The following is a 25,665-nucleotide window of genomic DNA, read 5'->3' as shown; positions in this document are numbered from 1 at the left end:
TAATTGACAAAGAAACAAAAACTGTGTACTTTGATGCAGTGGTTGCAGGCGGCAGTGTTGCAGGATTACTTTGTGCAAGAGAGATTGCTGCAAAGGGTTTTTCAGTTTTAGTTGTTGAAGAAGATTACGAGATAGGCACACCAGAGCATTGCGGAGGATTAGTCAGTATTTCAGGATTAGAAGAACTGGGAATAATTCCATTTAGAAAAACATTTGATCATATGATAGAATCAGCAGAGATTACGGCTCCGAATGGAAAAATTTTTTCGATAAACTCAAAAAATCAAAAGGTAATAGAAATCAGCAGAAGGGAATTAGATAAACAAATTGCTTTTCAGGCCCAAAAGAATGGAGCTATAATCAAAGTTAGAACCAGGTTTCAGGAAATGACAGAAACAGGAATTAGAACAAATGAAGAAAATATTGATTGTAAGATTTTTGTTGATGCAAGAGGAGTGTCATCTCTAATCCATAAAGACAGAACAGGTATTTTATCATCTGCACAATATGAAATCTATGCAGACTGGATAAAAAAAGGAAAAGTAGAAGTAATTTTTGATCAGGAAAAGTATCCAGGGTTCTTTGCATGGATAATTCCATCTAGTGAGGGAAAAGGAAAAATTGGCGTTGCAGGAAGGGGAATCAATGTTGCTGAAACAATAGAAAAAATTCTTGAAGAAAAAGGAGAATATTCCACAATAAGAAAGATTTTTGCGCCAATTTGGATAAAAGGACCAATTGAAAAATTTGTAGAAAATAACATAGTGATTGTAGGGGATGCAGCAGGACAAGCAAAACCAACTACAGCAGGAGGTATTTTCACTAGTGGTATGGGAGGAGTTTATGCAGGACAAGCAATAGTAGAATTTCTAAAAACAGGAGACAGATCAAAACTAGAAGAATATCAAACAAAATGGACAGATAGATTTGGAAAAGAATTTGAAAAACAAATTTTTGCAAGAAAAATTTTAGAAAGACTAGACAACAATACTATCAATAAATTATTTGAATCAATCACACCAGAAATTCTAAAAGACATATCAGAAAAAGATGATTTTGATTTTCACACAAGTTCTATTGTGAAACTGTTGGGGTTGAAGGGATCAATTAAAACAGCTCAAACTCTAATTGGCGGAGAATTCAAAAAACTACTTCGATAAACACGCCCAAATGCTAAGGAAGGTATAAATGATGTTTGCAGAAAATCGTGGTATGTCATCATCAACAATATCATTGCCAACATGTAGTTGTTGCCACAGACATATTATGCCTAATGATAAATGTGTAAAATTCAATTGCCCAGATTGTGGTGCAGATTTAATTTGGAGATGTCAAAGTTGCAGAGAGTCAGCAAGAAATTACACTTGTTCATCATGTAACACACAGGGACCTTAGAAAATGGCACAATTACTATTTATCACAAAAATTCTCCCAGAAGGAACCGATGTAGATCTTGACAAACTAGCAGAGACTCTAAAGAACACATTGCCAGAAGGAATCACAATGAAGAGACATGCAAAAGAACCATTAGCATTTGGTTTAGAATTTTTGAAAGCAGAATTTGTGTTAGAAGACAAAGAAGGTCAAAGTGACGCATTAGAAAATGCTGTTAAAGGTACTGAAGGCGTAAGTGAATTTGAGGTTCTTAACATGAGCCGTATGTCAGTTGACATGAAATAGGTGATTTTTTGGTACGCAAAGAAGAACCTTTGCAAATGCGAATTGGAGAAGCAAAACAACGAGACGTAGGTAAAAAACGAGCTCGAATCGGTCCTGAAGCAATGGACTTTCTCAAAGTAACTCCAGGAGACATTGTTGAGGTTATGGGTTCAAGAACAAGTTGTGCTGTGATTTGGCCAGTAGACGAAGATGAAAAATTCCCAGACATCATAAGAGTTGATGGACAAACAAGAAAAAATGTTGGCGCATCATTAAACGACATTGTAAAAATTAGAAAAGTTACATCAAAGATTGCAAAAGCTGTTTCTTTAACTCCAGTTAATGATTCAGTTACAGTAGATAAAGAATTCACAGATTTTGTAAAAAATAGACTAAAAGGATTACCAATTACACATGGTGATGAAATTTCAGTGATGATTTTAGGAAATTCAATGGACTTTAAAATTACAAAAACTACACCAAAGGGAGTAGTAAAGATTGACCGCTCCACCACATTAAACATTTCAACTGAAACTGCAGTGGATAGAAAAGTTAGAGTGACATATGAAGAAGTAGGAGGATTGGGTGAAAAAGTAAAAGCAATGAGAGAGATTGTAGAACTCCCATTAAGACATCCAGAATTATTCTCCAGATTAGGAATAGAGCCACATAGTGGAATTTTACTTTATGGACCACCAGGATGTGGAAAGACTTTGCTTGCCAAAGTCATGGCAAGTGAATCAGAAGCTAACATGTTCCCAATTAACGGTCCAGAAATTATGAACAAGTATTACGGCGAAACAGAAGCAAAGTTAAGAGACATTTTCAAAGAAGCAAAAGACAATTCTCCAAGCATAATTTTCATTGATGAGATTGATGCAATTGCACCAAAAAGAGAAGAGGCATACGGAGATGTAGAAAAAAGAGTAGTTGCACAACTTTTGGCCTTAATGGATGGACTAAATGATAGAGGAAACGTAATTGTCCTTGGAGCAACAAATAGACCAGATAGTGTTGATCCCGCACTTAGAAGACCAGGTAGGTTTGACAGAGAATTTGAGATTTCGGTTCCAAATGAAGATGGAAGAATAGAGATTCTTCAGATCCATACAAGAGGAATGCCAATTGATGATGACATTGATCTAAAAGATTTAGCATCAGAATTACACGGATACACAGGTGCAGATATCAAATCACTATGTAGAGAAGCTGCAATGAAATCAATCAGAAGATATCTACCAGAAATAGATCTTGAAACAGAAAAAATTCCTTCTGAAGTATTGCAATCAATGAAGATCAAATTAATCGACTTTTACGATGCAATGCATGAGGTGGTACCTACTGCAATGAGAGAAGTCTATGTTGAGCGACCTAAAGTTTGGTGGCAAGATGTAGGAGGATTAGATGAAATCAAAAAAGCATTGACAGATAATCTAATTTTAGCAATGAATGAACCAAGTAAATTTACAAAAATGGGAATTAAACCGCCAAAGGGTGCATTGATTTACGGACCACCAGGATGTGGAAAGACTTTGCTTGGAAGAGCACTTGCAACAGAGACGGGCGCAAATATGATTTTAGTTAGAGGTCCTGAAATTCTTTCTAAATGGGTTGGAGAATCTGAAAAAGCTGTTAGAGAAATTTTCAGAAAAGCAAAAGCATCATCCCCATGTGTGGTTATTTTTGATGAGTTAGATTCACTAGCACGTAGTAAATCAGGCGAAGGCGGAGTTGGTGAAAATATACTAAGCCAGTTACTTACAGAAATTGAAGAGGGAACTTCTTCACGTGTTGTAGTAATAGGAATTACAAATAGACCAGATGTGGTAGATAACTCATTGTTAAGAACAGGAAGACTAGATTTAGTCTTGTATGTTGAGCCACCTGATGAGAAAGGACGATTAGAGATTATCAAAATTTTAACAAAGAAGATGCCATTAACTAGTGATGTAAAATTACAAGAGATTGCAGTTGCAACTCAAAACTATACAGGTGCAGATTTAGCTGCATTATGTAGAGAAGCTGCAGTTCAAGCCATGCAAAATAATGCATCAAAGATATCAAGTCAAGACTTTGCAAACAGTTTGAAACAGGTCAGACCTTCAATTACAAAAGAAGTTGATCAATGGTACAAATCAGTGAAGGAAAGTATATCTAACGTAGTACCAAAGACAGGAGATAAAACATTCTACGGATAAAAATGGCAATTCCAATCAGAAATACAGTATTTGACAAAATTAAAGATGCAGGATCACTAACAGATGTTGAGCTTTACAAAGTCTTAACAAAAGATGGATTTACTATGGCAGAAGCCAAATTTAACAAAATTTTATTAGATTTAGAAATTCTTGGACTCATCAAAGTGTCTTGGATTACAAAAGATGAGCGCAGAATTGAGGTTTTCGTAGTTAAAGAAGAAGTAGATGAAATAGATGAGCAAAACAAGGAAATGATGGAAAAAGACTATGAAGCAAGTTTTCCAGGTTTTGAAAAATAATTCTTAAAACAAAGGAATGTGGAATGCCGCATCCAATGCAACTGCTACGAAAATTATTGTAAGATAAGGTGCAGTTACTTTGTATGCTTTCCAAGCAAACTCAGATGTAGGAGTTTTTGTAAGTTTGTAATGATACGCCAACATTAATCCGCCAGACACAGCTGCAATTACAGTGTATACAACTCCCATTCCGTCGGGAATAAAGGAAAGTATCAAAGAGTAAGGAAGTAAGATTATTGTGTTTCCTAGAATGTACTTTGAAGTTTTTTGCATTCCAATTACAACAGGCAACATTGGTACTTCAGCTTGTGCATATTCGTCTTTAATTTTCATTGCAAGACACCAAAAGTGTGAAGGAGTCCAAACGAAAACCAGGAAACCTACCAAGAATCCCAAAAGATCCATGCTTCCTGTAGCTGCAGACCAACCAGCCCATGCAGCTGCACTACCTGCAATACCACCAATTACAATGTTTGATGTGTTTAGGCGTTTAAGCCAAGCCGTGTAAATAATAACATACGAGAAAATTCCAACTGCAATAAAGAATGCAGAAACTGCATTTAATGCAAAAAATCCGTAAATTACAGAGATACAACTAACAGCTAAACCATAAATCAAAACATTAGATGCCGCCATCCGTCCAGATGGAATTGGTCTTTTGCTGGTTCTCTCCATTTTCGGATCAATGTCTCGGTCATAATAGTGATTCAAAGCACTAGAACCAGCTGATGCCAATGCGCCAGCTATAATGATATGCAGGTATGACCAATAATCTAGTTCAGGAGTACCTGGAACAAGCTTACTTGCAGCATACATCGAAGTAACTGCAGTAATTACCAGAAGAACTACTATCCTTGGTTTGGATATCTCCATTATTTCATTAAATCCCAATCTCACTCTATCCTAGTCCAAAGCCATTTAATTTCTTCGTCCATTGATCCGTACCATTTCAAAAGGAATAAGTATCTCAGCCCTACCAGCTACGTTAAATGAGTAATTGGGACCTCATGATGCCAGGAATGGGACTCACAGCCATAGGATTGGCAGGAGTTGTCATATCATATGCTGAGATTGCACACACATTCATTGATGGAATGCATGCCTTGACGGGTCTTACCATGTTTGTAGGATTAATCTTCTTAGCAACAGGCATCTTAGATGGAGGGGTTTCAACTAGTAATAGAGCAAAGGCAACAGTTTTGGTAGTTGCATCCATTTCCTTAGGATTTGGAATGTTTGCATTTACAATGAATACTTCGGCTTATACGGTTACAATAGCTGGAATTTTGATGGCAATAGCATTTCCAGCAATCATCATAGCATATCTTGCAATGAAGCACCCGCAATACTTGAAACCAGTAGGTTCCATAGTGGGAATGGCATCAGCTGCAGGAATTATTGCATGGGTGGCATTTGGATTTGTTAGTCCTGACACATACTTGATTCCCGATGAAGTTGCAGTCGAAGAACCAAGTGTTGAAGATGTTGCACCAACAGGACCAATATTTGCTATTGAAATTCTTGAAGGTTCAGCCCAGGAAGGAAATCCAGATTATGCACCAGATGCAGCAGTTGTTCAACAAGGGCACGTTGTAGAATGGACAAATGTAGATTCTGTTGCACATACTGCAACTAGTTCTGTAGACTTTGGAGAGACATTTGATACAGGACTGCTAGGATCAGGAGAATCATTTACACTTGATACAACTAATTTAGAAATTGGTGAATACGAATACTTCTGTATTGTACATCCTTGGATGGTTGCAACACTAACTATTGAAGGCGCAAAAGAGCCAATCAAAGTAGTAATGCCAGAAGGTGCAGCAATTCCAGAAGATGGTCAAATCTATTACGATCCGGAAGTAGTCACAGTGTCTGTAGGAGATACAGTTCTATGGGACAATACAGATAGCACAGTACACACTGTAACATCAGGTATGCCACCTGCAGATGCAACAGGAGTGTTTGATTCAGAAATGATGATGGCAGGAGATAATTTTGAATTTACATTTACTGAAGCAGGAAGTTACGATTATTACTGTACATTCCATCCATGGATGATAGGAACTGTTAACGTAGAATAGATTTGCAGAAAATCATCTTATCAAGTTCAGATAAAAAAATTCTAACAGAGCATGCTGAAAATGAAAAACCAAATGAGTCATGTGCAATATTATTTGGTAATGACAATACAGTCTCAGATGTATTTCTAACAAAAAACATTGAAGAGTCACCAGTGAACTTTACCATTTCAAATGAGCAACTTATAGAAGGATACAAGATTGCAGAAGAGAAAAAAGTGAGTGTAATAGGAATTTTCCACTCACATCCAAATTCTGAGGCATACCCATCAAATACAGATAAAAAATTTATGCAAAGCAATCCAGTTGCATGGATAATTTACTCAGGAGCAAACAAAAATTTTAGAGCATATGTTTTAGAATCAGAAATTAAAGAAATTCCAATTGTAGAAAAATAATCAGGCCTTGCTAAAGGTAGCCTTTGTTCCATCAGCCATACCAAGTATAGATTTGTCAGGAGAAACCACTTTACCAAGAATGTTTACAGGAGATGCAGGGGTTATTTCTCCAGGTTTGCCTATAGGAGTAGGTCCATAAAACAGACAGATGGCTTTGCCTGTTGGCCAATATGCAACATCATTTAGTTCTACAGGAGACTTTGCATTTTCTTCAGGTTGGCTAATTGGAGATTTTGAAGAATAGATTTCATCGCCCCAAACATTAAGATCTACTGTAAAGGGTAATTTTTCAATAAACTCATTCACAGTTTTTGGAGAATGAGAATCATCTAATTCTAAAATTATTTTTGTCGAATCAACATCAACATGCACAGTATGTTTCATAATTTCCTAAAAGATTTGACATACATAAGAATACTTAGTTTATTCTGTCTCGCAATTGATGGCAATCACAAATACATCCTTTTTGACATTTGATTCTTTTACAATCAGAACAGATGTTTTTGTTCCAATAAGGTGCCGTGTTCATATCAGTATTTCTGAGTGATCTTATAAGAACCCCTCTTCATCAAGATTACAATTCTTAGTAAAAAGACAACCCATATTCCCATCAATAGGACATAAAGAATCATAGCACCAGAATTTTCAGGAATTGGTGGTTCTTGAATTTCCCCAGGTTGATCAAAAGGAGCAACATAAGTGATTCCAAGAAAAATAGGAATAACAATCAATACAACAATTGGCAGTACCATTTCTATCTAATTATATGGACTGTAATTTGTAAAAATCTTTGCAACAGAATGAAAGTAGATGTCTCGAATGTCATCCTCAGTAGAAACTGCTAAAAGATTAACAATATCAGATGCAGTAATAATTCCAACTACAGTGTCATTATCAATAACAGGTAGTTTTCTAATTCCTCTTTCATGCATCAAATCAGCAGCTGTTCTAATAGAATCATCAGAACCAACTGAGAACATTGGAGAGGACATAATTTGTTTTACAGGAGTTGTTATAGGATAAGCATGTGCAACAATTTTTGCCGAAAAATCTCTATCAGTAACAATTCCAACAGGAGTATTATCTTCCATCACAATAATTGCCCCAACCTTTGCATCTTCCATCATTTTTGCTGCCTCATTTACATTCATAGAGGAATCGACAGATATGACAGATTTTGTCATTATATCACCAATAGTCAGGGTTTTTGCATCAGCCATTTTACATATTAATTACAATAATTCGTTATTTTATACTCTTCCAGAATATCAAGGATGAAAATCATTAAAGAGAATCATAATTGTTTTTAAATCAAAAATTCTCAGTAATAACATCATGGTAGGTAAGATTTCAAAGATTCTCGTTCCACTGGATGGGTCTTCAAACTCTTTTAGAGGTTTAGACATGGCAATCCACATGGCAAGAGAATGTCATGCCACAATAACAGGCATATACATACTTGGAATCACAAAACCTAGATCTAATGACCCAATCACACCTGTAGAAAAAATTCTATTAGAGCATGCTCAAAAAATTATGAAAAAAGCAAAACTAAAGGCAGCAAAGAAAGGGATAATGTTTTTTGACAGAGTATCATATGGTGATGAAGGAAAAAGAATCGTAGAGGTTGCTGCAAAAAATAATTTTGACATGATAGTTATTGGGTCTAGAGGGATGGGAGCTGCAAAAGAAATGTTCTTTGGAAGTACATCAAATTACGTGTTGCATAAATCAAAAATACCAGTTCTGATTGCAAAGTAATTGAATTTTTGAGGGATGATAATTTGAAAATGGTGAAAACAGATACTCAAGAAAACACATTGCTTGTGGGATTCCCAAGTAATGGGCTTGTTGGGACATTTGCAATTTCATATCTAATTCATTCGTTAAAGATGAGGCAAATCGGAGAAATTGAAGTACCAGACTTGCCATCTACTTTGTTTGTAGAGAATGGTGAAATTCTTGCTCCAATCAGAGTCTATAACAAAAAAAATATTTTTGTTATAATTTCAGATGTTCCATTTAATCAATACTTGGCAGAAGGTTTTGCACATGCAATACATGAATTTTGTAAGAGAAACAGTGTAAAGAAAATAATCATTGTCAGTGGCATGGAAACGGTAAATAAAGAAAAAGATTCACCAAAGATTTTTGGTCTAGTCACACATTCAATTTTAGAAAACACATTATACAACAATCAGATTTCAAAGTTCTTAGACGGTTCAATTTTTGGAACAGATGCTGCAATTATTTCCGTTTTCAGAAAAACAAAGATCCCAGCACTTGTATTATATGCAGAATGCCATCCATTTTTTCCAGATCCTGAAGCGTCAATTGTTGCAATAGAAACAGTTGCAGGAATTTTAGATGTTAAAGTAGACATTCAAGATATTAAAAATAAGATAGACAAACTACGAATTCAACATCGAAATTTAATGGAAGAGACAATTCGTACATTACAACAACAAGAAAAACAGGGAAGTACACCTCAAATATACAGGTGATTAAATGAAAGAAGATTTTGAGATAAGAACAATCTTACCATCCATCAGTTCATTGATTGATGATATAGAACATAGAATTTTGTCTCCATTGTCATATCTAAAAGAATTTGACAATCATTGGGCATTAGAATTAGACTTGCCAATGGTAAACAAAAAAGACATCAAAGTAACTTTTGATGGAAATATGATAAATGTGGAAGCAAAACTAAAGGAAAACTACTCTGAAGAAAAACTAGGAAAAGTCTCAAAGTTTGAGTATTTCAAAAAATCAGTATCACTGCCAAACATGGCAGATACAAAAGGGATATCTGCCAAATTTCAAAAAGGTAGGCTTGAAATCAAAATCCCAAAAAAATCAACAGGGCGTTCCATAAAAATTAGTTAGGAACGCAGACTTTCTTTTTGAATTAAATATGCCTTTTTTTGATTAAATTTATGGAAATTCACGTATACGACACTTATGTCAAAGCAGCAGACGGTCATACCATGCACTTTGATGTAATTACTGGTGAAAAAGATCACGAAAAGGCCATCACATATGGTAAAGAGTGGTTAAAATCAATTGGGGAAGAAAATGCAGTAATGACTCAAAATGAATGTCAGTTCTGTCACTCCCAAGGTGCACCAGAGCCTGTTGAACAGGCAATTAAGGAAAACGGCTACTTTATCCAAAAAATGGAAGGCTGTCCTTAAACACTTTTTCCTTTTTCTACAAGACACATTTTTTAGATCAACAACATATTTCGTTTCATGGATGAACAAAAATATTCAAAGTGGACAGTGGAAGGAGAAAAGAAAACAAGGTGGATTTGCGGTTGTTTTCAAACTGCAGACAATTACTTCAAATTCTGTGATGCACACAATGAAACTTTGAAAAAAGCAATTCAAGCTCAGATTGACGAATTGGATATGACTCTGATTGTTGATGAAAATTAAAGTGCAATAATTGCAACAAATGCAGATACGAACACAATTGCAATTGTGTTTAAGAGTTTGATTACAGTGTTAAGTGCAGGGCCTGCTGTATCTTTGTAAGGGTCACCAATAATATCACCGACAACTGCTACTTTGTGAACTTCAGAACCTTTTTCACCTTTCATTTCAACTAGTTTCTTTGCATTATCCCATGCGCCACCAGTGTTTGCCAAGTGATATGCAAGTAGAATTCCTGTAACTACAGCACCCATCAGTAATCCAGCTACTGCAGTTGGACCTAGCAAAACACCTAAAATTATTGGGGCAATAATTGCAACAAGTGCAGGTTTCCAAAGTTCTCTAATTGAAGCAACAGTTGCAATATCTACACATTTAGCATAATCGGGTTTAGATTTACCCGTAAGAATTTCTGGATTGGATTTGAATTGTCTTCTTACCTCATCGACCATCTTTCCAGCAGCACGAGATACACCATTGATTAGTTGACCTGTGATGATAAATGGAATCAATCCACCAATCAAAAGACCAACAATAATTGCTGGATTTGTTAAACTATAATCTAAATCTAAAACACCTTCAAAGATGTGAGCAGCCTCAAACTGGAATGCTTGCATCATAGCCAATGCAGCTAATGCGGCACTTGCAATTGCAAATCCCTTTGTAACTGCTTTAGTAGTATTTCCTACAGCATCAATTTCATCTGTGACTTTACGATTTTCTTCACCCATTCCGGTCATCTCAACAATACCACCGGCATTATCTGCAATTGGACCAAATGCATCTATACTTAGAACAATTCCTGCAAGACTTAGCATGGCCATTGCAGTTAGGGCAGTTCCAAAGATTCCATAGAGTACTGGGTCTGCACCTTCAGGAGCTGCAGCGGCAGCAATACTGTATGAGATGATAATTGCAATAACTAGTGCAATCATGAAGGGTCCTGTTGATTGCATTCCTTTGATAATTCCCATTAATGTTAATGATGCATATCCCCACTTTGCAGAATCTGCAATTTCATTTACAGGGCCATGTTTGTAACTAGTATATTGGTCTGTGATTTTTTGAATAACAGGTACTAAAATAACACCAATTACAGTTGTTCCAAACAATGCAATTCCTGCAGTTGATTGTTCAATGAATTGTGTGATAAATACATAGTTTAATGCAATTGCAATTGCAGCTGAAACATAGAACGAACGATTAAGCGGTTTCATGACATCAGTTACTCCTTTAGAGCCAACAATGACAACACCAATGATTGATGCAATCATTCCAGATGAGCCAATAAGTATTGGGTAAAGGAAATAGTTTGGTGCACCAATTAATGCTGCAATAAGTAATGCTGCTAAAATTGTAACAATATAGGATTCGTAAACATCAGAACCCATTCCTGCTGCATCTCCAACGTTATCTCCTACGTTGTCTGCAATAGTTGCAGGATTTCTAGGATCGTCTTCAGGAATGTTTGCCTCAACCTTTCCTACCAAGTCTGCACCCATATCAGCAGCCTTTGTGAATATTCCACCACCAATTCTGATGAATAATGCAATTAGACTTGCACCAATTCCTACGCCTGCAATTGTGATTGGGTCTGGAAATATAACATACAAACCAGCAATTGCCATTAATGCCATTGCAGGTACTGCAAGACCAACAGTTGCTCCACCTCTAAAGGCCATAGCAAATGTCTTTCCAAGTCCATCACTACTAAGATGTGCAGCCCTTACTGCTGCTTTTACTGTAATTTTTAATGAAATAATTCCTGCAACAGCAGATAATGCTGCGCCAACTGCAAATGCAAGACCATTTGAGGGAGTAAGAAATGCCCCAATAATCACAGTTAATGCAATTGCAACAGGTATGATAATTTTCATCTCTCTTTTTAGAAATGCTGCAGCACCAACTTTGACTGCATTTGAGATATCCATCATTTCTTTTGTTCCAGAAGGTTGCTTTGAAATCCAGGCAACTAATCCACCAGCAACTAAAAATGATGCAATTCCTGCGATAAATGGCAGAATCTCAGCGATTTCCATGTTAATACTCGCTTGCCCATTTCTGGGAAATATAAATCAAATAGCGGAGACTATGCTTCTTTTCCTATATGGCAAAAATGATTTGCCACGTAATCCTTGTCTTACAAGCTTGTTGAATCTTTTACCATGTGCAAGATATGGAAATCGCATATGGATCAATTCATGAACAATTGTATTTTCGAGAGTCTTCTCATCAGGTATTTTTCTTACATTTATGAAAACTAGATTGTGTTGAAGATATGATACTCCATAATACTTGTAAGCAGATGTACGTCTTCCTTCTGTCATCGCCTTTGGAGCATCAAGAACTTCTTTTGTAGTTAATAGAATTGTAGGTTCAGGAATGGAAAATCGGTTAGAGTAAATTCCAACTTTTTCTAAAATTTGCAATTTCAGTTCAGGATCAAGTTTCACATAATCCAATCATGCAATCTGTGTTTATCTTGGAATGTCAATTGTTGTAAGAAATTTGGTTGATTTTCATTCTTCAAAATTAGGAATTAATAGGGTCAGAGGTTTTAGTAGTGTAATCACGAATCATACAGCCACCGTCTCATCATACCCCGTTATTCCATTAAGTCAAGTAGACTTTGTGCTTTATTTCTAATTTCGGAGGTAATTTTGACTATCACAAGTCCTTCATTTGGTTGACCATACAATACAACAGAATTCTCAGGAGCATGAATACAAACTGGCAAGACCAAAAGGTCTTCTTCGCCAGTAACAAGAATCCGTATTGGAGATTCCATCAAAAATGCCTTTTTGATTACATCAATACTTTGAGAGGTAATTTCTGCAGGAGGATTTTCAACAGTTATCTCAGTAGCATTTGCAAGTTTTGGGGGTTCTCTTTTTTCTCTTTTTTCTATACCATCTACAATTTGCAATGAGGGGATTAAATCAAAACTAATCATCTTTTCAGTGGTTCTATCACCAACTGTAATTATGTAGGAATTTTGTTCAATGTGTTTGAGAATATTTTCCTTATCAGCTTGACTTTCAGGTAAAAGAATACCTAAAGGAATTTTCATTTGCTCTCTTAGAGAATCAGGTAACTTCACAAAAATCGATTCTAGTTGGTACTTGCCTCTGGAGCTGATTCTTCATTAGAGCCTTCAGACTCCATCTCTTCTTGAAGTTTTGCTGCAAGAATACTACATTGTGCTGCAATGTTCTTAGCAGCAATTCTAAATGCTTCAGCACTTGGAGAATCGGGAGTTGTAATCATGATTGGTTTTCCTACATCAGAGCCAGACATGATTCCAGAGTTTAATGGGATTTCACCTAAGAAAGGCATGTTAAACTGTTCACTAATTTTCTTTGCACCACCGTCACCAAATATGTAATGTCTTTCATCACAATTAGGACAAATAAAGTGACTCATGTTTTCAACAACACCTATGATTGGGACATTTAGTTTTTCAAACATCCCAATTGCTTTTACTGCAACATTACTTGCAACATCTTGAGGAGTAGTAACAACCAGAATTCCAGTAATAGGAATTGTTTGTGCAAGAGTTAATGGTATATCACCAGTTCCTGGAGGAAGATCAACAATAAGATAATCCAAGTCAGACCAATTTGTATCAACTAGAAATTGTTTAAGGATACCAGAAATAATTGGACCACGATAAATTGCTGCTTGATGTGCCTGTTCAGCAAAAAAACCAAATGAAACAACTTTGAGTCCATTTGATTCTGCTGGTTGAAGTTTGTTGTCTTCAACTTCCATGAATCCATCTTTCATTCCAAGCATCAAAGGAATACTTGGCCCGTAGATATCAGCATCTAGTAATCCAACTTTTGCACCTGTTTGTTGTAGTGCTAAAGCTAAATTCAAAGACACTGTTGATTTTCCTACACCACCTTTTCCACTTGCAACACCGATAATGTTTTTGACAGTAGCCATTCCAGTGTCTGCATCAAGTGAACGTCCTTCCATAACTTTTGCAGTTACATTCATGTCAAAATTTTTCAATTCAGTAAGTTCGCCAATTGCTTTTCTTACATCATCTTCAATTTCGACGTTGAAAGGACATGCAGGAGTAGTTAATTCTAATGTAAATTTCAAATTGCCATCATTGAGTTCCAAGTCTTTGATCATTCCCATCGATACAATGTCTTTTTTCAAGTCAGGATCAATTACAGTACTGAGTTTTTCAAGAACTTGATCTATGCCAACCATTGCGTCAAAAAACCCGTTTACATTATTTAAACATAAGTCGGAGACAAAAAGAAATTGTCATAATTTTGCAAAATTAGCAAAATCTTTGGAAAAATGCGCTCAAATTACCCAAAGATTCATAAATTGAAATTCAAGAAAAACAGCACAGTTGTTTTCTATATCTACCCTAGTTGACGTTGTCAGGATTCCTCCAAGCTTGTTTGGAACCACACTCAAAAAGGCAGCAGTAAACATCCTCAAAGAAAAGTACGAGAGTATGATTAATGCAGATTTAGGTTACATCATTATGATTTTAGATGCTAAAGTAGACGAAATGGGAAAGATGATTGCCGGAGACGGTGGAACATTCCATAGAGTGCAATTTGAAGCATTGACATTTTATCCAAAATTACAAGAAATTGTACAAGGTGAAATCGTAGACATTACAGACTTTGGAGCATTTGTAAGAATTGGTCCAACCGATGCATTACTTCACTTGTCACAAGTTATGGATGATTATCTAAAGAGTGATGTAAAGTCTGGAATGATTTTGGCCAATCAAAGTGGAAGAACACTAAAAGTTGGTTCTACACTTCGTGCAAGAATCACTGCAGTATCATTAGGCAAAGCAGCTGCAATGGGTAAAATCGGAATCACATGCAGACAACCATTCCTTGGTGCAGACGAGTGGATTGAAGAAGAGATTAAGAAATCTTCTGGCGGTGCAGAAGAACCAGCAAAAGAAGCTAAAGTAGAGGCAAGTTAAGATGGCACGAGAAATGGCATGCAGAAAATGCAAGTATGTAACTGTTGGAAAAGTTTGTCCAGTATGCAAATCATCAGATTTAACACCAGATTGGAGCGGAGTAGTACTAGTAGTAGATCCAACAAACTCTGAGATTTCAAAAACACTTGGCATTACTCAGAAAGGCAAGTATGCAATCAAAGTAACATAAAATTTCTAAATCTTTAAAATCAAACTTACGTTTTATCATAATGTTGTCATTTAATTCCAAAAAGCAGTTATCACAATTTCTAGCTGAAGATATTGGTAAGGGAGACATCACAAGTGCATTACTACCAAAAAAAAGAATCACAGTTAGAATAATTTCAAGGGAACCAGCAATTGTTGGAGGAGTTGTACATGCAAAGCAGATTTTTAAAATCAAAGGATGTAATGCAAGAATTTTGAGAAAAGATGGCTCAAAAGTGAGACCAAATCAAACAATAATGATCATTTCAGGAGATGCAGGAAAAATTCTAACGTGTGAGAGAACAGCACTTAATCTTTTGACAAGAATGAGTGGAATTGCAACTCAAACAAACGAACTTGTAAAAAAAATTCCAAAGAAAACAAAAATCTATGCAACAAGAAAGACTGCTCCAGGACTACGATATTTTGACAAAGAAGCAGTGGAGATTGGAGGAGGTAAAAAGCACAGATTACGACTAGATGAAATGGTCATGATAAAAGACAATCACATTGCAGTAGGAAATTCACTAGAATCATTAATCAAGAAAGCAAAGAGAAAGTACAAAAAATTTGAAGTTGAAGTAGAAAATACTGCAGATGCAGTTCTTGCTGCAAAAGAAGGTGCAACAATAATCATGTTAGATAATTTTACTCCAAATCAGATCAGAAAAACAATCACAGTTCTAAAAAATCAAAAATTGCGAAATAAAGTTTTACTTGAAGCGTCAGGAGGGATTAATTCCAAAAACATTTCCAAATATGGACAAACAGGAGTGGACATAATTTCTGTTGGAAGCATTACAAATTCTGTTAAAGGAATTGACATGAGTTTAGAGATTTAATTGAGATAGCAATTCAGTAACTGCCTTGTTTTTTGGATCAACTTCTTGAATTTTTTCACAGCATTGAAGTGCCCTTTTGTTTTCACCTAATTTCTGGTGAGAGTATGCTTTCAAAAGCAACACATCAACATCATATGAGCCAATTTCAAGAGCTTTATCAAAATGAGAAATTGCAGTCTTGTATTTTTTTTTCAAATAATAAATTCCACCCACAGTAAACAAAGCATCGTGATTGTTCGGCACCATTCGGAGATATTCGGTGCCTGACTTTAGTGCCTCATCATACTTTTTTTGCTTTGCAAGTTTTTTGAATTCTTTAAATTTTTCTTGATTTCTTTTTTGGTTAGGATCCTTAGGAGTTCTATTAAATAATCCAACCAAAACAGTCACACAATTAGCTTATTGCAAGCATTCTGTCAATTGCCAAACGTGCCTTGTCTGCAATTTCTTTTGGAACAGTTACAATATTTTTTTCATTTAAGAGGGCATCATAGACTTTTTCAAGTGTGATCATCTTCATGTATTGACATTCAGCTTTTTCTGAAGCCGGAATGAATCTCTTTTCAGGGTTTTGTTGTCTCATTCTATATAGAATTCCAGTCTCAGTTGCAACAACAAAGTTTTTAGCTTTTGATTCTTTTACATGGTTTAACATTCCTTCAGTTGAAAGAATTGAAACTTTTTGATTGTCAAAGCTTCCATCAGCAACATCATACATCATTGGAGTTGTACAACTACATTCTGGATGAATAACAAATTCTGCATCTTTCATCGAATCTAGTTTTTTTGTAACATCTTCAGGAGTGATTCCTGCATGGACATGACATTCACCTGCCCATATGTGAATATTTTTCCTGCCAGTCATTTTTGCAACATAAGAGCCCAAAAACATATCAGGTAAAAACAAAATTTCCTTATCTTCTGGAATTGCTTTAACTACATTTACTGCATTTGAGGATGTACAACAATAATCAAGTTCTGCTTTGATTTCTGCAGTAGTGTTAACATATCCAACTGCAATTGCACCAGGATGTTGTTTCTTCCAATTTCGCAATTCATCAACAGTAATTGAATCAGATAAAGAGCATCCTGCTTCCAAATCAGGTAAAATTACCTTTTTTTGAGGACTGATAATTGCTGCAGTTTCAGCCATAAAATTCACACCACAAAAAAGAATTGTCTTTTGTGGAACTTTTGCGGCTTGCCTTGATAATCCTAAAGAATCGCCTGTAAAATCTGCAATATCTTGAACCTCTGGAATTTGATAATTATGAGCAAGAATGACTACATCTTTCTCTTTTTTGAGACGTTCAATCTCTTCTTTGAGTTTAGGGGTTTGTTGTACGAGCATAAACCATTGAAAATTTGGGTTGTGGGGATTTAAAGAATGGGATCGCGCCTAGAATTTTCACATATGTGAATAATAGTGGCAATTATTGCCATGTTATGTGCCAATTTGGATATCATCTGAGCAATATTTTTTCAGAGTTTCAATGGCAGACAAGATTGCCAACCGGCTTGTTTTAGGATTATTTGCATCAGGAATGTTTTCTATGATAAAGGTCATCTTTCCAAACTTTCCTGTAGCTTCAATGTGGTGAGTGTTTTTGTCAGTGTTAGGATCTGCAACAATTGTTACACTGGTTTTTTCACTACCAATTCCAGTTAGAGACAAAAGTGCTGCAACATTGATGTTTGCAGGAAAAAGTGTAACTGCTTCTTTTGCAGTTCCTCTGTATACAACAGTTGAGGAGGTAATTTCATCAAGATTAATTTCAGAAGTTTCAAAAAACTTTGCTCCCTTTAATGAGTGCGGATGTTTTGTTGTAGTGATAGAGAGAGATTCTAGCTCTCCTTTGATTGATTTTATTCCATCTAGCCCTGCAATAGCACCTGAGGGAAGATAGATTGTTTTTTTGAAATCTTTGCATGCGTCAGATAAAATATCATAGATTGATTCATCAAGCAATGCACCAACACTCATTATCATCAAATCTTTTTTGTTTTGCAGAACACTTAGTGCGACATCCTTTACAGCGTCTTGCGATGCTGCCTCTACAACAATGTCTATAGGTTGAGAAGACAACAAGTGAGAGTTTTCAACGATTTCTGGTTTGTTTTTTAGTTTTTCAACAAGAGAAGAAGAGGCATCCTTTGAGGCATCATAAACGTGAGTGAGAGTTGCGGGAAAATTTTCAGAATCAATTGCCAATGCAATTTGTGTTCCCATCGAACCACATCCTAAAAGTGCTACTCGTTTCAAACAGAATATCTAGAAAACATCACTTAATTAATTCTAGGTAAACTATTTGCAAAGGGGAATTTCCTAGCAAAGAATGCCAATCCCATAATAGAAATTGCCAAAATTAGAGTGGCATAGGCTCCAAATTCAGGTATGACTCGAGTTCCAATGATTTGAATATTTTTGGTATCCTCATCAATAATGAATCCAATTACATGATCTGTTGGAAATTTCATTAGATCATATCTAGTATCAACTCCATCAACTATTACTGTGAATTTTTCATTTTCTGCATAAATTACATCATCAGGCATTCTAACCCAAAAATCAGTTTTCCCTGGAACAGATTCCATAACAATGTCAATGGATTTGTTTTCCTCGTTGATATCCATGGAAGATAATATAGGGTATGAGGTATGAGAGCTCATATCATCAAGACTGCCACGGAATCCATAGTAGACATCATATGATTTTTCATCAAAGACAAACGTGACTTTTTCAGATTCTAATTGTGAAATGTCAAGGTATTGTCCAAATGCTTCAATATCTAAAACATGTTCTGCGTAGACAGTTGTTGGAAGAATCATAGCAGTTAGCAAAACCCCAATTAACATAAAATACATGCCTTGCATGTTTAATGTAAAAAAGTATCAAATATAATCAGTTTTCGTATTTTCTCCATTGATTTTCAGTATTGAAATTAAAGAGAATAAATCATCATCAAGTTATTTATGCAAAGATATTTGGAAAAAATCATGTATTTTCAAATTGGAATAGTCTTTACAATATTTCTCTTAATCATAATTCAACCATCATTCGCAGATATCGAATCACCGAGAAAACAGATGAAATTAGGGGTTATGCCTGAAAAAATTACTTGTGATGAAGGACTAGTTTTAATGCTAAAAATATCAGGTATGCCTGTTTGTGTTAAACCAACAACTGCAGAAAGGCTAGAAGAGAGAGGCTGGATACAAATTATCCAGAAATTTGAGAAAGCAGAGAGAGAAATTGAAACTATACCTGCATCTCAAAATTCCATAGTGAATTATTACATTTTAGATGATGATCTAAATACAAGTCATAGTGGAGTGGATGTAATTAGTACAGAAGGACTTTTTGAATTTACAATCAATGGTGTCCCAATACAAGGACCAGATACAATGATTGAGACAGGGGTAGATACAGGTAAATTTTATTTGAAATTAGAGTTGCCAGATACAAGCAAACAAGATGATGTTGTTTTGATCAGATATTTAGATCAAACAGATCCTTCTGGAGAAAAAAGAGTTTTGACAAAATCAATCACCTTAACCAAAACATTTGCAAAAGTCGAAACATCAGGAGGTGGTTCTAGAATAGGCCATGAATTTACATTGAGAATCTACGAACCAGATGCAAACAAAGATTCAAAAGATGAGGACAAAATTCCGCTTAGTTCATTTGAATATAGAGGAGACGGAGGAATCAGAACCACTTTAGCCAACCCAAGATTTGATGCAAACTCTTGGGCATTAATTGAAACTGGACCAAACACAAACACATTTGAAGTAAAGATCAAAATTCCAAGAGAAATAGATGGTAAAACAATTCACATCGGAGACGAGTATGAAATTAGATACATTGACAAAAGTACACCATCAGGAACTGAAGAAAAAGTAATTTTCAAAGGAAAAATTGGATAAATGGATCAGTTTTGTCAAGGTTCAGTATAACCTAAAGATTTTATTCAAACCAACGAACTATTGTTGTGCTCAATACCGTATACAAGGATGCCATCATCAATAGGGACAAGATGTTATCTATTCTAAAAGGTCCAAAATTTGAGCAGATCATACAAAAAGCAAGAGAGAATTGGATAGAATTTACTCCTGTAAAAGAAGAAGTAGTTACTGCAGGTATAGATTCAAGTTTTAACAATACAAAATTCCAAGGAATTGAGCTTTGGGCAACTACAGCAGTATCCATCAAAGCAGACGGAGAAGTACTAGTAGATTTACATGAGTCAGGATTAGGTTCAGATACTGATCTTTCACGAATCGCAAGTAAGATGGAGATTGATGCGTGTGAGAAGACAGTAGATCAAGTAGATTTAGTTTTAATGGATGGTTCTTTGCATTCTCAATTTATGACAAGACAATCAGCATTGGATGCACAGGTAGTTAGAACAATGAAAAAAAGAGACAATGTGATTTTCATTGCAAAAACATCAAATACAAAAAAACAATTTGAAAAATTGGGTTCCCTCGCAGGAGATATTTTTTACTATAATCATGTTACAAACAGACCAGGATTTAGTAAATTGTTTGTAGAAAAAAAGTATGGTTCGGACAAAGTGATATCATCTACATTTGTTAGACTTAGTGACTCTACACCGATAATAAAATTGGAATTTCTAGGAGAACAACATGATGAAAATGACATAAAATCAGTTTTGAACAAATTATACAAAACAAGTGTCGGCGGATATCCATACGCATTGAAACTTGCACATAATAACTGTAAAATATCTGATAAAGAACTTGCAAAAATGGTTAGTTTGTTAGGTCTAAGTAATGAGATTGGATCACGTGAGGTATTAGGTTGAGTTTAGGATTCGTAATCGGTGAATCAAAACCAACATTTGTGACTGCAATTACATCGAGAGCTTTGTCTGTTGGAGAATACATCAAGATTGGTTCTGATGAAGGTGAAATTTTAGGATTAGTAGAAAAATCAGCAGTAACAAGTGCAGCATTTGCAGATGTTAGAAATTTTGATGAAGCTGTAGAAAGTACAGAGATTGCAGAATTAAACAAAAGAGATAAGACGTTTACTGCACACATTGGAATTTTAGGATTTTTAGAGAATTTGAGAAAAGGACAGTCAATCATTCCTGCAATCCCACCAATTCCAGGCACAGAAATCACTCAGCCAAGCAAACAAGATCTTGAGGAAATTTTCAGTCCTAAAAATAATGGATGGGTAAAGATTGGAAATCTTTTGAGAAACAAAACAATTGATGCAAAAGTGAATTTAGATAAAATTGTCTCAAGACATTTAGGAATTTTGGCAATGACTGGTATGGGTAAAAGTAATCTTGTATCACTAGTTACAAAACAAATTTCAAAATTAAAAGGAACAGTAATAATTTTTGATTATCACAATGACTATACAACACTAAACATTCCTAGAATTAATGTAGTTGACGCAAAAATTAATCCAAGATTGTTAGATGCAGATCAACTTTCAGAAGTTTTAGAGATTAGAGATGGTGCAAACGTTCAGCAAAGAGTTTTGAGGATGGCATTTACAAAACACGTTAAGGAATCAAAAGAATTTTGGAGTAAGCTAGAAAATGAAATTGATTTTATTGTAAATTCAGAGGATAAAAAACTAAAAGAAATCAGAACATCAGCATACAGAGTTCAAGACATTATAGAAGAAGCACAGAAGAGATTTGAAGACATTTTGGATCCAGACATGGGAGACCCAATTGGTTTCATCAAAGAGGGACGCACCAACATTCTCAATATTTCAGAGTTGTCTGAGAAACAAGCAAATGTTGCAGTTGCATTTTATTTGCAACAACTACTCAAAGATAGAAAAGATGCAAGTATTGCAAGACACGGGAAAAGCAAAAGAGAAAGAAACTATAGATTCAATTCTCCAATTTTTGTAATTATTGAAGAAGCACATGTCTTCATCCCAAAAGATCATGACACAAGTGCAAAATATTGGGCAGCAAAAATTGCCAGAGAAGGAAGAAAATTTGGATTAGGGTTAGGAGTTGTATCTCAAAGACCCCGAAGTGTAGACCTTAATGTTCTCAGTCAAATGGGTTCGTTTGCAATTATGAAGATAATTCAAGAAGATGATCAACGCCAAATAGCCTCAGCAACAGAGTCAACTAGCCGTGAATTGATTGCCCAATTGACCTCATTGAATGTAGGTGATGCAGTCCTTGTTGGACAATGGACAAACTTGCCATCACTAGTACATGTTGAAGAAGTAAAAGAGAAGATTATGGGAGCAGACCAAAGTGCAGTAAATGCATGGGCTAATGCAGAGAAGATGAATGGAGTGGCAGTAGAATCAACACAAGGACTAGTTCAAAAAGATTTGTTGTTAGACTAATGCAATTTTCACATATTTCAGATACTCATTTAGGATTAGTGCAATATGGGTCAGAGGAACGTGCGCAGGACGTCTATGATGTATTTAATCAAGCAATTGACACATCAATTAAAGATCATGTCGATTTTGTAATTTTTGCAGGAGATATTTTTCATGTGCCAAATCCAAACGGCACTGCAATTGTACAAATGGCAAATGGGTTAAAGAGGTTAAAGCAAAATAATATTGATTCATTTTTCATTTTAGGAGAACATGATATTAGTAGAATTAGAACAACACCAATTCCTTATGTATATCATAATTTAGAATTCTCAAAATATATTGGTCAAGGTAAACCAATTGAATACAAAGGAATTCTTCTTGCAGGATTTGACAAGATAAGAAAAACAGAGATTCCACAGTATGAAGAAAAATTTGCAGAGGTAGACAAAGTTGCAAAAAACTTTACAGGACACAAAATTTTAGTTTTACATCAAGGAATAACAGAATTTAACAAATTTGCAGGAGAGTTACAGTCAACGGATCTTCCAAAAAACTTCACATATTATGCAATGGGACATCTTCACGACATGGATGTTAAAAAATTCAATCATCTAAACGGACCAATTGCATATCCAGGTTCAATTGAACTAACAACAAGTGAAGGAATTAAAGAAACTAAAAAAGGATTTTTTGAAGTAGACATTTCAGGACAAGAAGCAAAACCAAACTGGATTGAATTAGATACAAGACCACAATTCTCATTCAAAACAGATTATCAAGAATTAGCAAAGACCGTTGATGAGATTTCTGAGAAAATTACAGATTTTGTAAAAAAACCCATAGTAGAAGTAAATATTCATGGAGAAAATATAGAAACAGATCACATTCAGGCACAAATCGCAAGACTAAATTCAATGGTCTTGAGATGTTTTTGGAGAATCAGCACAAAGCAAGTTTCTGATTCTTCAGTTTTTCTAGACAGACCAAACATCATAGATGATGAAATGTACAGACTCTCAGTTGATGCATTAGGCTCAGAACATGCTGCCAATCTTGCAATCAAGGAACTTCTCCCAGTTCTAGCGTCAGGGCAAATTCAGGAGGCATCACAGATAATCATTGAAAATTTTGAGAAGTTCAAAAAGGAGAGAAAACAATGATCACATCAATTGAATTGGGAGATTTTTTAGCACATTCAGATACAAAACTAGAGTTTGATAATGGAGTAACTGTGTTTGTAGGGCATAACGGTGCAGGAAAATCAAGTATTATTGATGCAATTACATTTGCATTATTTGGGCAGCATACAAGAAAATCTAACAAGGGTCTTATCAAACGTGGTTCAACTCAAGGATATTCCAAAGTTAATTTTTCTGTAAATGGGAAATCCTTTGAGGCAGTAAGAAAGATTGACAGTAAAGGTACACTATCAGCAAAGTTCACAGAGATTGTTGGAGATGAAAGAGTAGAGATTGCTGCAGGTGAAAGAAAGCAGTTTGGAGAGTCAATGACAGAAGAAGTTGAAAAAGCAATAGGTCTTGATTTTGAGAAACTAAAAGTAGCATCAATTGTACAACAAGGTGAATTAAATGCAATAATTAATGCAAAGCCAAAAGAATTCAAAGAGTTACTAAATGCAATCATAGGAATTGACAAGCTTGATGTAGCTTCTGAATCAATGAAAGTAGTCAACAAAGAATTTCGTGAGAATATTCGAAGTAAAATTGGATATGATGACACACATATTGAAATTTTATCAAGAGAATTAGAAAGATATCAAAAGGAAATTAAAGAATCAGAACCTCAAAAAATACAATTAGAAAATAAACAAAAGCAATTACAAAATGAAGTTGATGAATTAAGGAAAAAAGTAGAAACAGATTCACCAAAAATCGATAAACTCAATCAACTAGAATCAAGAAAAAAAGAACTGGTGGCATATGCAAAAGAGGCAATTCATGAAATCCAACAAGAAATTAGTGAAAATGAGCGTAAAATACGTGATTGTGAAGGGTGTTTTGAACATGTAAGTCTAAAAGAGGATCTAGAATCAAAAATTGAAAAAGTAGAACAAGCCGTAGAAGACACATTAAAGAAGATGCAAGAAATGAAAAGTCAAGAAGCATCTCTTAGAGAAAAACAATTACTTGCAGAAAAGCTTCAACTAAAAGATAACAAATGTCCTGTTTGTGATTCAGATGTAGAAAAATTAAATCCGTTATTCCAAGAAGAACATCTAAAACAAGAATTAAAGTCACTACAAGAACAAATAATTTTAAAAGAAAAAGAGCATCAAATGTATAACCAAAAAAGAAAAGAATTCTCAGAGAAACTACAATTTTCAAGAGATGCAGAAGCAACACTAAGAGCGCATTCAATTTCTTCTAAAGAACAATTAGACAGAATTCAAGAAGAAATACAAATAAAAAAAGAAAACATACAAAAAATTCCTTCCAATACAAATCTAGTTGAAATATCACAAATTGATTCACATGCAAGAACGATTTTTGAGAGCATTTCAAAACTAGAATTAGAAACAAGTGGTTTTGACGAACATGAATTTTTGAATCTTAAGAAGAATGTTAATGAAAAACAGATGGAATTATCAGGCATAGATCAGCAAATAGGGGCAATTTTAGAAAAAATTGCAAAAGGAGTTGAGCAAACTAGAATTTTTGAAAATGCAATTTCAGAACTAAGCATTGTAAAAGAATATGTTAGAAATCTTGATGAGATTCAAAATAATGTGTTTAGTAGAGACGGTCCGGTTGCTACAAGTTTAAGATCATGGGCACTAAATGCAATTTCAGCAAAGGCATCAGAATATCTTGCATTACTTAATACAAAAATACAAAGAATTCAACTCACTGAGAAAGCAAGAGACATTTCAATAATTTGTAATTCTAAAAGTGATGAATTGGATTTAGAATCACTTAGTGGAGGAGAGAAGGTCAGCGTAGCATTATCCTTGAGATTAGGAATGGCAAATCTTCTTGGCGCATCAAATCTTAATCTAATGATTCTAGATGAGCCTACTACCCATCTTGATGCAGAGAGAAAAAAATCACTGGTAGGTGTACTTTCTCAGTTATCAAACATTTCAAATTCTGAAACACCAATGCAATTTATCATAATTACACATGATGCAGAGATTTTTGAGGATTCTACAGTAGAACAGATTTACAAATTTGAATCATCTGAGCAAGGTAGTAAAGTTGTATTACTAAACTAAGAA

General features: G+C 35.0%; 32 protein-coding genes. 20 read left to right on the top strand and 12 right to left on the bottom strand.

Going from position 1 to position 25,665, the window contains the following annotated elements; genetic code table 11:
- Positions 1-23: 23 nt before the first annotated feature.
- From Nisw_RS07645 to Nisw_RS07625, 5 genes are read left to right on the top strand one after another with little or no spacing between them, the layout of a single operon-like run.
- Entirely contained in the window at positions 24-1,160 is a 1,137-nt protein-coding gene (locus Nisw_RS07645) for an NAD(P)/FAD-dependent oxidoreductase (protein ID WP_141977921.1), read from the top strand.
- Between the two features lie 28 nt (positions 1,161-1,188).
- The gene (locus tag Nisw_RS09535; RefSeq protein WP_141977919.1) at positions 1,189-1,395 is read left to right on the top strand and encodes a zinc finger domain-containing protein; all 207 of its coding nucleotides are present in this window, start codon (positions 1,189-1,191) and stop codon (positions 1,393-1,395) included.
- Positions 1,396-1,398: 3 nt separating this feature from the next.
- A complete protein-coding gene (locus Nisw_RS07635) occupies positions 1,399-1,680 on the top strand; it encodes an elongation factor 1-beta (protein ID WP_141977917.1) in 282 nt (93 codons plus the stop codon).
- A gap of 8 nt (positions 1,681-1,688) precedes the next feature.
- Complete coding sequence (locus Nisw_RS07630; RefSeq protein ID WP_141977915.1) at positions 1,689-3,857, top strand: CDC48 family AAA ATPase; 2,169 nt, start codon at positions 1,689-1,691, stop codon at positions 3,855-3,857.
- A gap of 2 nt (positions 3,858-3,859) precedes the next feature.
- Positions 3,860-4,156, top strand: coding sequence for a hypothetical protein (locus Nisw_RS07625; RefSeq protein WP_141977913.1), 297 nt, complete (start codon positions 3,860-3,862; stop codon positions 4,154-4,156).
- Positions 4,157-4,159: 3 nt separating this feature from the next.
- Here the strand turns inward: Nisw_RS07625 and Nisw_RS07620 are convergent, their stop codons facing one another.
- Positions 4,160-5,047, bottom strand: a complete 888-nt coding sequence (locus tag Nisw_RS07620; RefSeq protein ID WP_141977911.1) for a heme o synthase — start codon at positions 5,045-5,047, stop codon at positions 4,160-4,162.
- 98 nt (positions 5,048-5,145) lie between these two features.
- Between Nisw_RS07620 and Nisw_RS07615 the strand changes: the two genes are divergently transcribed.
- Both Nisw_RS07615 and Nisw_RS07610 read left to right on the top strand, forming a co-directional pair.
- A complete protein-coding gene (locus Nisw_RS07615; protein WP_141977909.1) occupies positions 5,146-6,240 on the top strand; it encodes a plastocyanin/azurin family copper-binding protein in 1,095 nt (364 codons plus the stop codon).
- 2 nt (positions 6,241-6,242) lie between these two features.
- Positions 6,243-6,635: a Mov34/MPN/PAD-1 family protein gene (locus Nisw_RS07610; RefSeq protein ID WP_141977907.1), complete on the top strand. Its 393-nt coding sequence runs from the start codon at positions 6,243-6,245 to the stop codon at positions 6,633-6,635.
- Here Nisw_RS07610 and Nisw_RS07605 read toward each other — a convergent pair whose 3' ends face one another.
- From Nisw_RS07605 to Nisw_RS07595, 3 genes are all read right to left on the bottom strand, one after another.
- Positions 6,636-7,019: a cyclophilin-like fold protein gene (locus tag Nisw_RS07605; RefSeq protein ID WP_141977905.1), complete on the bottom strand. Its 384-nt coding sequence runs from the start codon at positions 7,017-7,019 to the stop codon at positions 6,636-6,638.
- Positions 7,020-7,165: 146 nt separating this feature from the next.
- A complete protein-coding gene (locus tag Nisw_RS07600) occupies positions 7,166-7,387 on the bottom strand; it encodes a hypothetical protein (protein ID WP_141977903.1) in 222 nt (73 codons plus the stop codon).
- Positions 7,388-7,393: 6 nt separating this feature from the next.
- Positions 7,394-7,855, bottom strand: a complete 462-nt coding sequence (locus Nisw_RS07595) for a CBS domain-containing protein (protein ID WP_141977901.1) — start codon at positions 7,853-7,855, stop codon at positions 7,394-7,396.
- 115 nt (positions 7,856-7,970) lie between these two features.
- Here Nisw_RS07595 and Nisw_RS07590 point away from each other — a divergent pair, with 115 nt between their 5' ends.
- From Nisw_RS07590 to Nisw_RS07570, 5 genes are read left to right on the top strand one after another with little or no spacing between them, the layout of a single operon-like run.
- On the top strand, positions 7,971-8,396 hold the full coding sequence (locus Nisw_RS07590) for a universal stress protein (protein WP_141977899.1): 426 nt from the start codon (positions 7,971-7,973) through the stop codon (positions 8,394-8,396).
- A gap of 29 nt (positions 8,397-8,425) precedes the next feature.
- Positions 8,426-9,139 carry a proteasome assembly chaperone family protein gene (locus Nisw_RS07585; RefSeq protein ID WP_141977897.1) on the top strand — a complete coding sequence of 238 codons (714 nt, stop codon included), beginning with the start codon at positions 8,426-8,428 and terminating at the stop codon, positions 9,137-9,139.
- 4 nt (positions 9,140-9,143) lie between these two features.
- A complete protein-coding gene (locus Nisw_RS07580) occupies positions 9,144-9,524 on the top strand; it encodes an Hsp20/alpha crystallin family protein (RefSeq protein ID WP_141977895.1) in 381 nt (126 codons plus the stop codon).
- Between the two features lie 50 nt (positions 9,525-9,574).
- Complete coding sequence (locus tag Nisw_RS07575; protein WP_141977893.1) at positions 9,575-9,832, top strand: DUF2024 family protein; 258 nt, start codon at positions 9,575-9,577, stop codon at positions 9,830-9,832.
- A 57-nt stretch (positions 9,833-9,889) separates the two neighbouring features.
- Entirely contained in the window at positions 9,890-10,075 is a 186-nt protein-coding gene (locus tag Nisw_RS07570; protein ID WP_141977892.1) for a hypothetical protein, read from the top strand.
- Here the strand turns inward: Nisw_RS07570 and Nisw_RS07565 are convergent.
- The 4 genes from Nisw_RS07565 to Nisw_RS07550 form a co-directional block, all read right to left on the bottom strand.
- Positions 10,072-12,111 (bottom strand): sodium-translocating pyrophosphatase, encoded by a 2,040-nt coding sequence (locus tag Nisw_RS07565; RefSeq protein WP_141977890.1) that lies wholly within the window; start codon positions 12,109-12,111, stop codon positions 10,072-10,074. The two genes, Nisw_RS07570 and Nisw_RS07565, sit on opposite strands and share 4 nt — an antisense overlap.
- A 36-nt stretch (positions 12,112-12,147) precedes the next feature.
- Positions 12,148-12,525, bottom strand: a complete 378-nt coding sequence (locus Nisw_RS07560) for a hypothetical protein (RefSeq protein ID WP_141977888.1) — start codon at positions 12,523-12,525, stop codon at positions 12,148-12,150.
- 152 nt (positions 12,526-12,677) lie between these two features.
- Positions 12,678-13,142, bottom strand: coding sequence for a GTP-dependent dephospho-CoA kinase family protein (locus Nisw_RS07555; protein WP_141978578.1), 465 nt, complete (start codon positions 13,140-13,142; stop codon positions 12,678-12,680).
- Positions 13,143-13,183: 41 nt separating this feature from the next.
- Entirely contained in the window at positions 13,184-14,296 is a 1,113-nt protein-coding gene (locus tag Nisw_RS07550) for an Mrp/NBP35 family ATP-binding protein (RefSeq protein WP_141977886.1), read from the bottom strand.
- A 148-nt stretch (positions 14,297-14,444) separates the two neighbouring features.
- Here Nisw_RS07550 and Nisw_RS07545 point away from each other — a divergent pair, with 148 nt between their 5' ends.
- From Nisw_RS07545 to nadC, 3 genes are read left to right on the top strand one after another with little or no spacing between them, the layout of a single operon-like run.
- Positions 14,445-15,041: a DNA-directed RNA polymerase gene (locus tag Nisw_RS07545; protein ID WP_012215618.1), complete on the top strand. Its 597-nt coding sequence runs from the start codon at positions 14,445-14,447 to the stop codon at positions 15,039-15,041.
- A gap of 1 nt (position 15,042) precedes the next feature.
- Positions 15,043-15,231 carry a transcription elongation factor subunit Spt4 gene (gene spt4, locus Nisw_RS07540; protein WP_012215619.1) on the top strand — a complete coding sequence of 63 codons (189 nt, stop codon included), beginning with the start codon at positions 15,043-15,045 and terminating at the stop codon, positions 15,229-15,231.
- Between the two features lie 40 nt (positions 15,232-15,271).
- Complete coding sequence (gene nadC / locus Nisw_RS07535) at positions 15,272-16,090, top strand: carboxylating nicotinate-nucleotide diphosphorylase (protein ID WP_141977884.1); 819 nt, start codon at positions 15,272-15,274, stop codon at positions 16,088-16,090.
- On the opposite strand, the gene Nisw_RS07530 is transcribed toward nadC, so the two are convergent.
- The 4 genes from Nisw_RS07530 to Nisw_RS07515 form a co-directional block, all read right to left on the bottom strand.
- Positions 16,079-16,480, bottom strand: coding sequence for a tetratricopeptide repeat protein (locus tag Nisw_RS07530; RefSeq protein WP_141977882.1), 402 nt, complete (start codon positions 16,478-16,480; stop codon positions 16,079-16,081). The genes nadC and Nisw_RS07530 overlap by 12 nt on opposite strands.
- A 4-nt stretch (positions 16,481-16,484) precedes the next feature.
- Positions 16,485-17,441 carry a quinolinate synthase NadA gene (gene nadA, locus Nisw_RS07525; protein ID WP_141977880.1) on the bottom strand — a complete coding sequence of 319 codons (957 nt, stop codon included), beginning with the start codon at positions 17,439-17,441 and terminating at the stop codon, positions 16,485-16,487.
- 93 nt (positions 17,442-17,534) lie between these two features.
- Entirely contained in the window at positions 17,535-18,353 is an 819-nt protein-coding gene (locus Nisw_RS07520) for an aspartate dehydrogenase (RefSeq protein ID WP_141977878.1), read from the bottom strand.
- A gap of 23 nt (positions 18,354-18,376) precedes the next feature.
- Positions 18,377-18,964, bottom strand: coding sequence for a PEFG-CTERM sorting domain-containing protein (locus tag Nisw_RS07515; RefSeq protein WP_255430756.1), 588 nt, complete (start codon positions 18,962-18,964; stop codon positions 18,377-18,379).
- 123 nt (positions 18,965-19,087) lie between these two features.
- Here Nisw_RS07515 and Nisw_RS07510 point away from each other — a divergent pair, with 123 nt between their 5' ends.
- The 5 genes from Nisw_RS07510 to Nisw_RS07490 all read left to right on the top strand — a co-directional run bounded on the left by Nisw_RS07510 (position 19,088) and on the right by Nisw_RS07490 (position 25,662).
- Positions 19,088-20,017 carry a hypothetical protein gene (locus Nisw_RS07510; RefSeq protein ID WP_370510664.1) on the top strand — a complete coding sequence of 310 codons (930 nt, stop codon included), beginning with the start codon at positions 19,088-19,090 and terminating at the stop codon, positions 20,015-20,017.
- Between the two features lie 110 nt (positions 20,018-20,127).
- Positions 20,128-20,919 (top strand): DNA double-strand break repair nuclease NurA, encoded by a 792-nt coding sequence (locus Nisw_RS07505; protein ID WP_141978572.1) that lies wholly within the window; start codon positions 20,128-20,130, stop codon positions 20,917-20,919.
- A complete protein-coding gene (locus tag Nisw_RS07500; protein ID WP_141977876.1) occupies positions 20,916-22,448 on the top strand; it encodes an ATP-binding protein in 1,533 nt (510 codons plus the stop codon). Before Nisw_RS07505 ends, Nisw_RS07500 begins: the two co-directional genes overlap by 4 nt.
- The gene (locus Nisw_RS07495; protein ID WP_141977874.1) at positions 22,448-23,590 is read left to right on the top strand and encodes an exonuclease SbcCD subunit D; all 1,143 of its coding nucleotides are present in this window, start codon (positions 22,448-22,450) and stop codon (positions 23,588-23,590) included. The genes Nisw_RS07500 and Nisw_RS07495 overlap by 1 nt, the downstream gene beginning before the upstream one ends.
- Positions 23,587-25,662: an AAA family ATPase gene (locus Nisw_RS07490; RefSeq protein ID WP_141977872.1), complete on the top strand. Its 2,076-nt coding sequence runs from the start codon at positions 23,587-23,589 to the stop codon at positions 25,660-25,662. The genes Nisw_RS07495 and Nisw_RS07490 overlap by 4 nt, the downstream gene beginning before the upstream one ends.
- The last annotated feature ends 3 nt before the right edge of the window (positions 25,663-25,665 follow it).

Source organism: Candidatus Nitrosopumilus sp. SW (assembly GCF_006740685.1).
GTDB lineage: Archaea > Thermoproteota > Nitrososphaeria > Nitrososphaerales > Nitrosopumilaceae > Nitrosopumilus.
The sequence above is the reverse complement of the archived record's forward strand: the minus strand, read 5'-3'. Positions and strand labels throughout refer to the sequence as shown.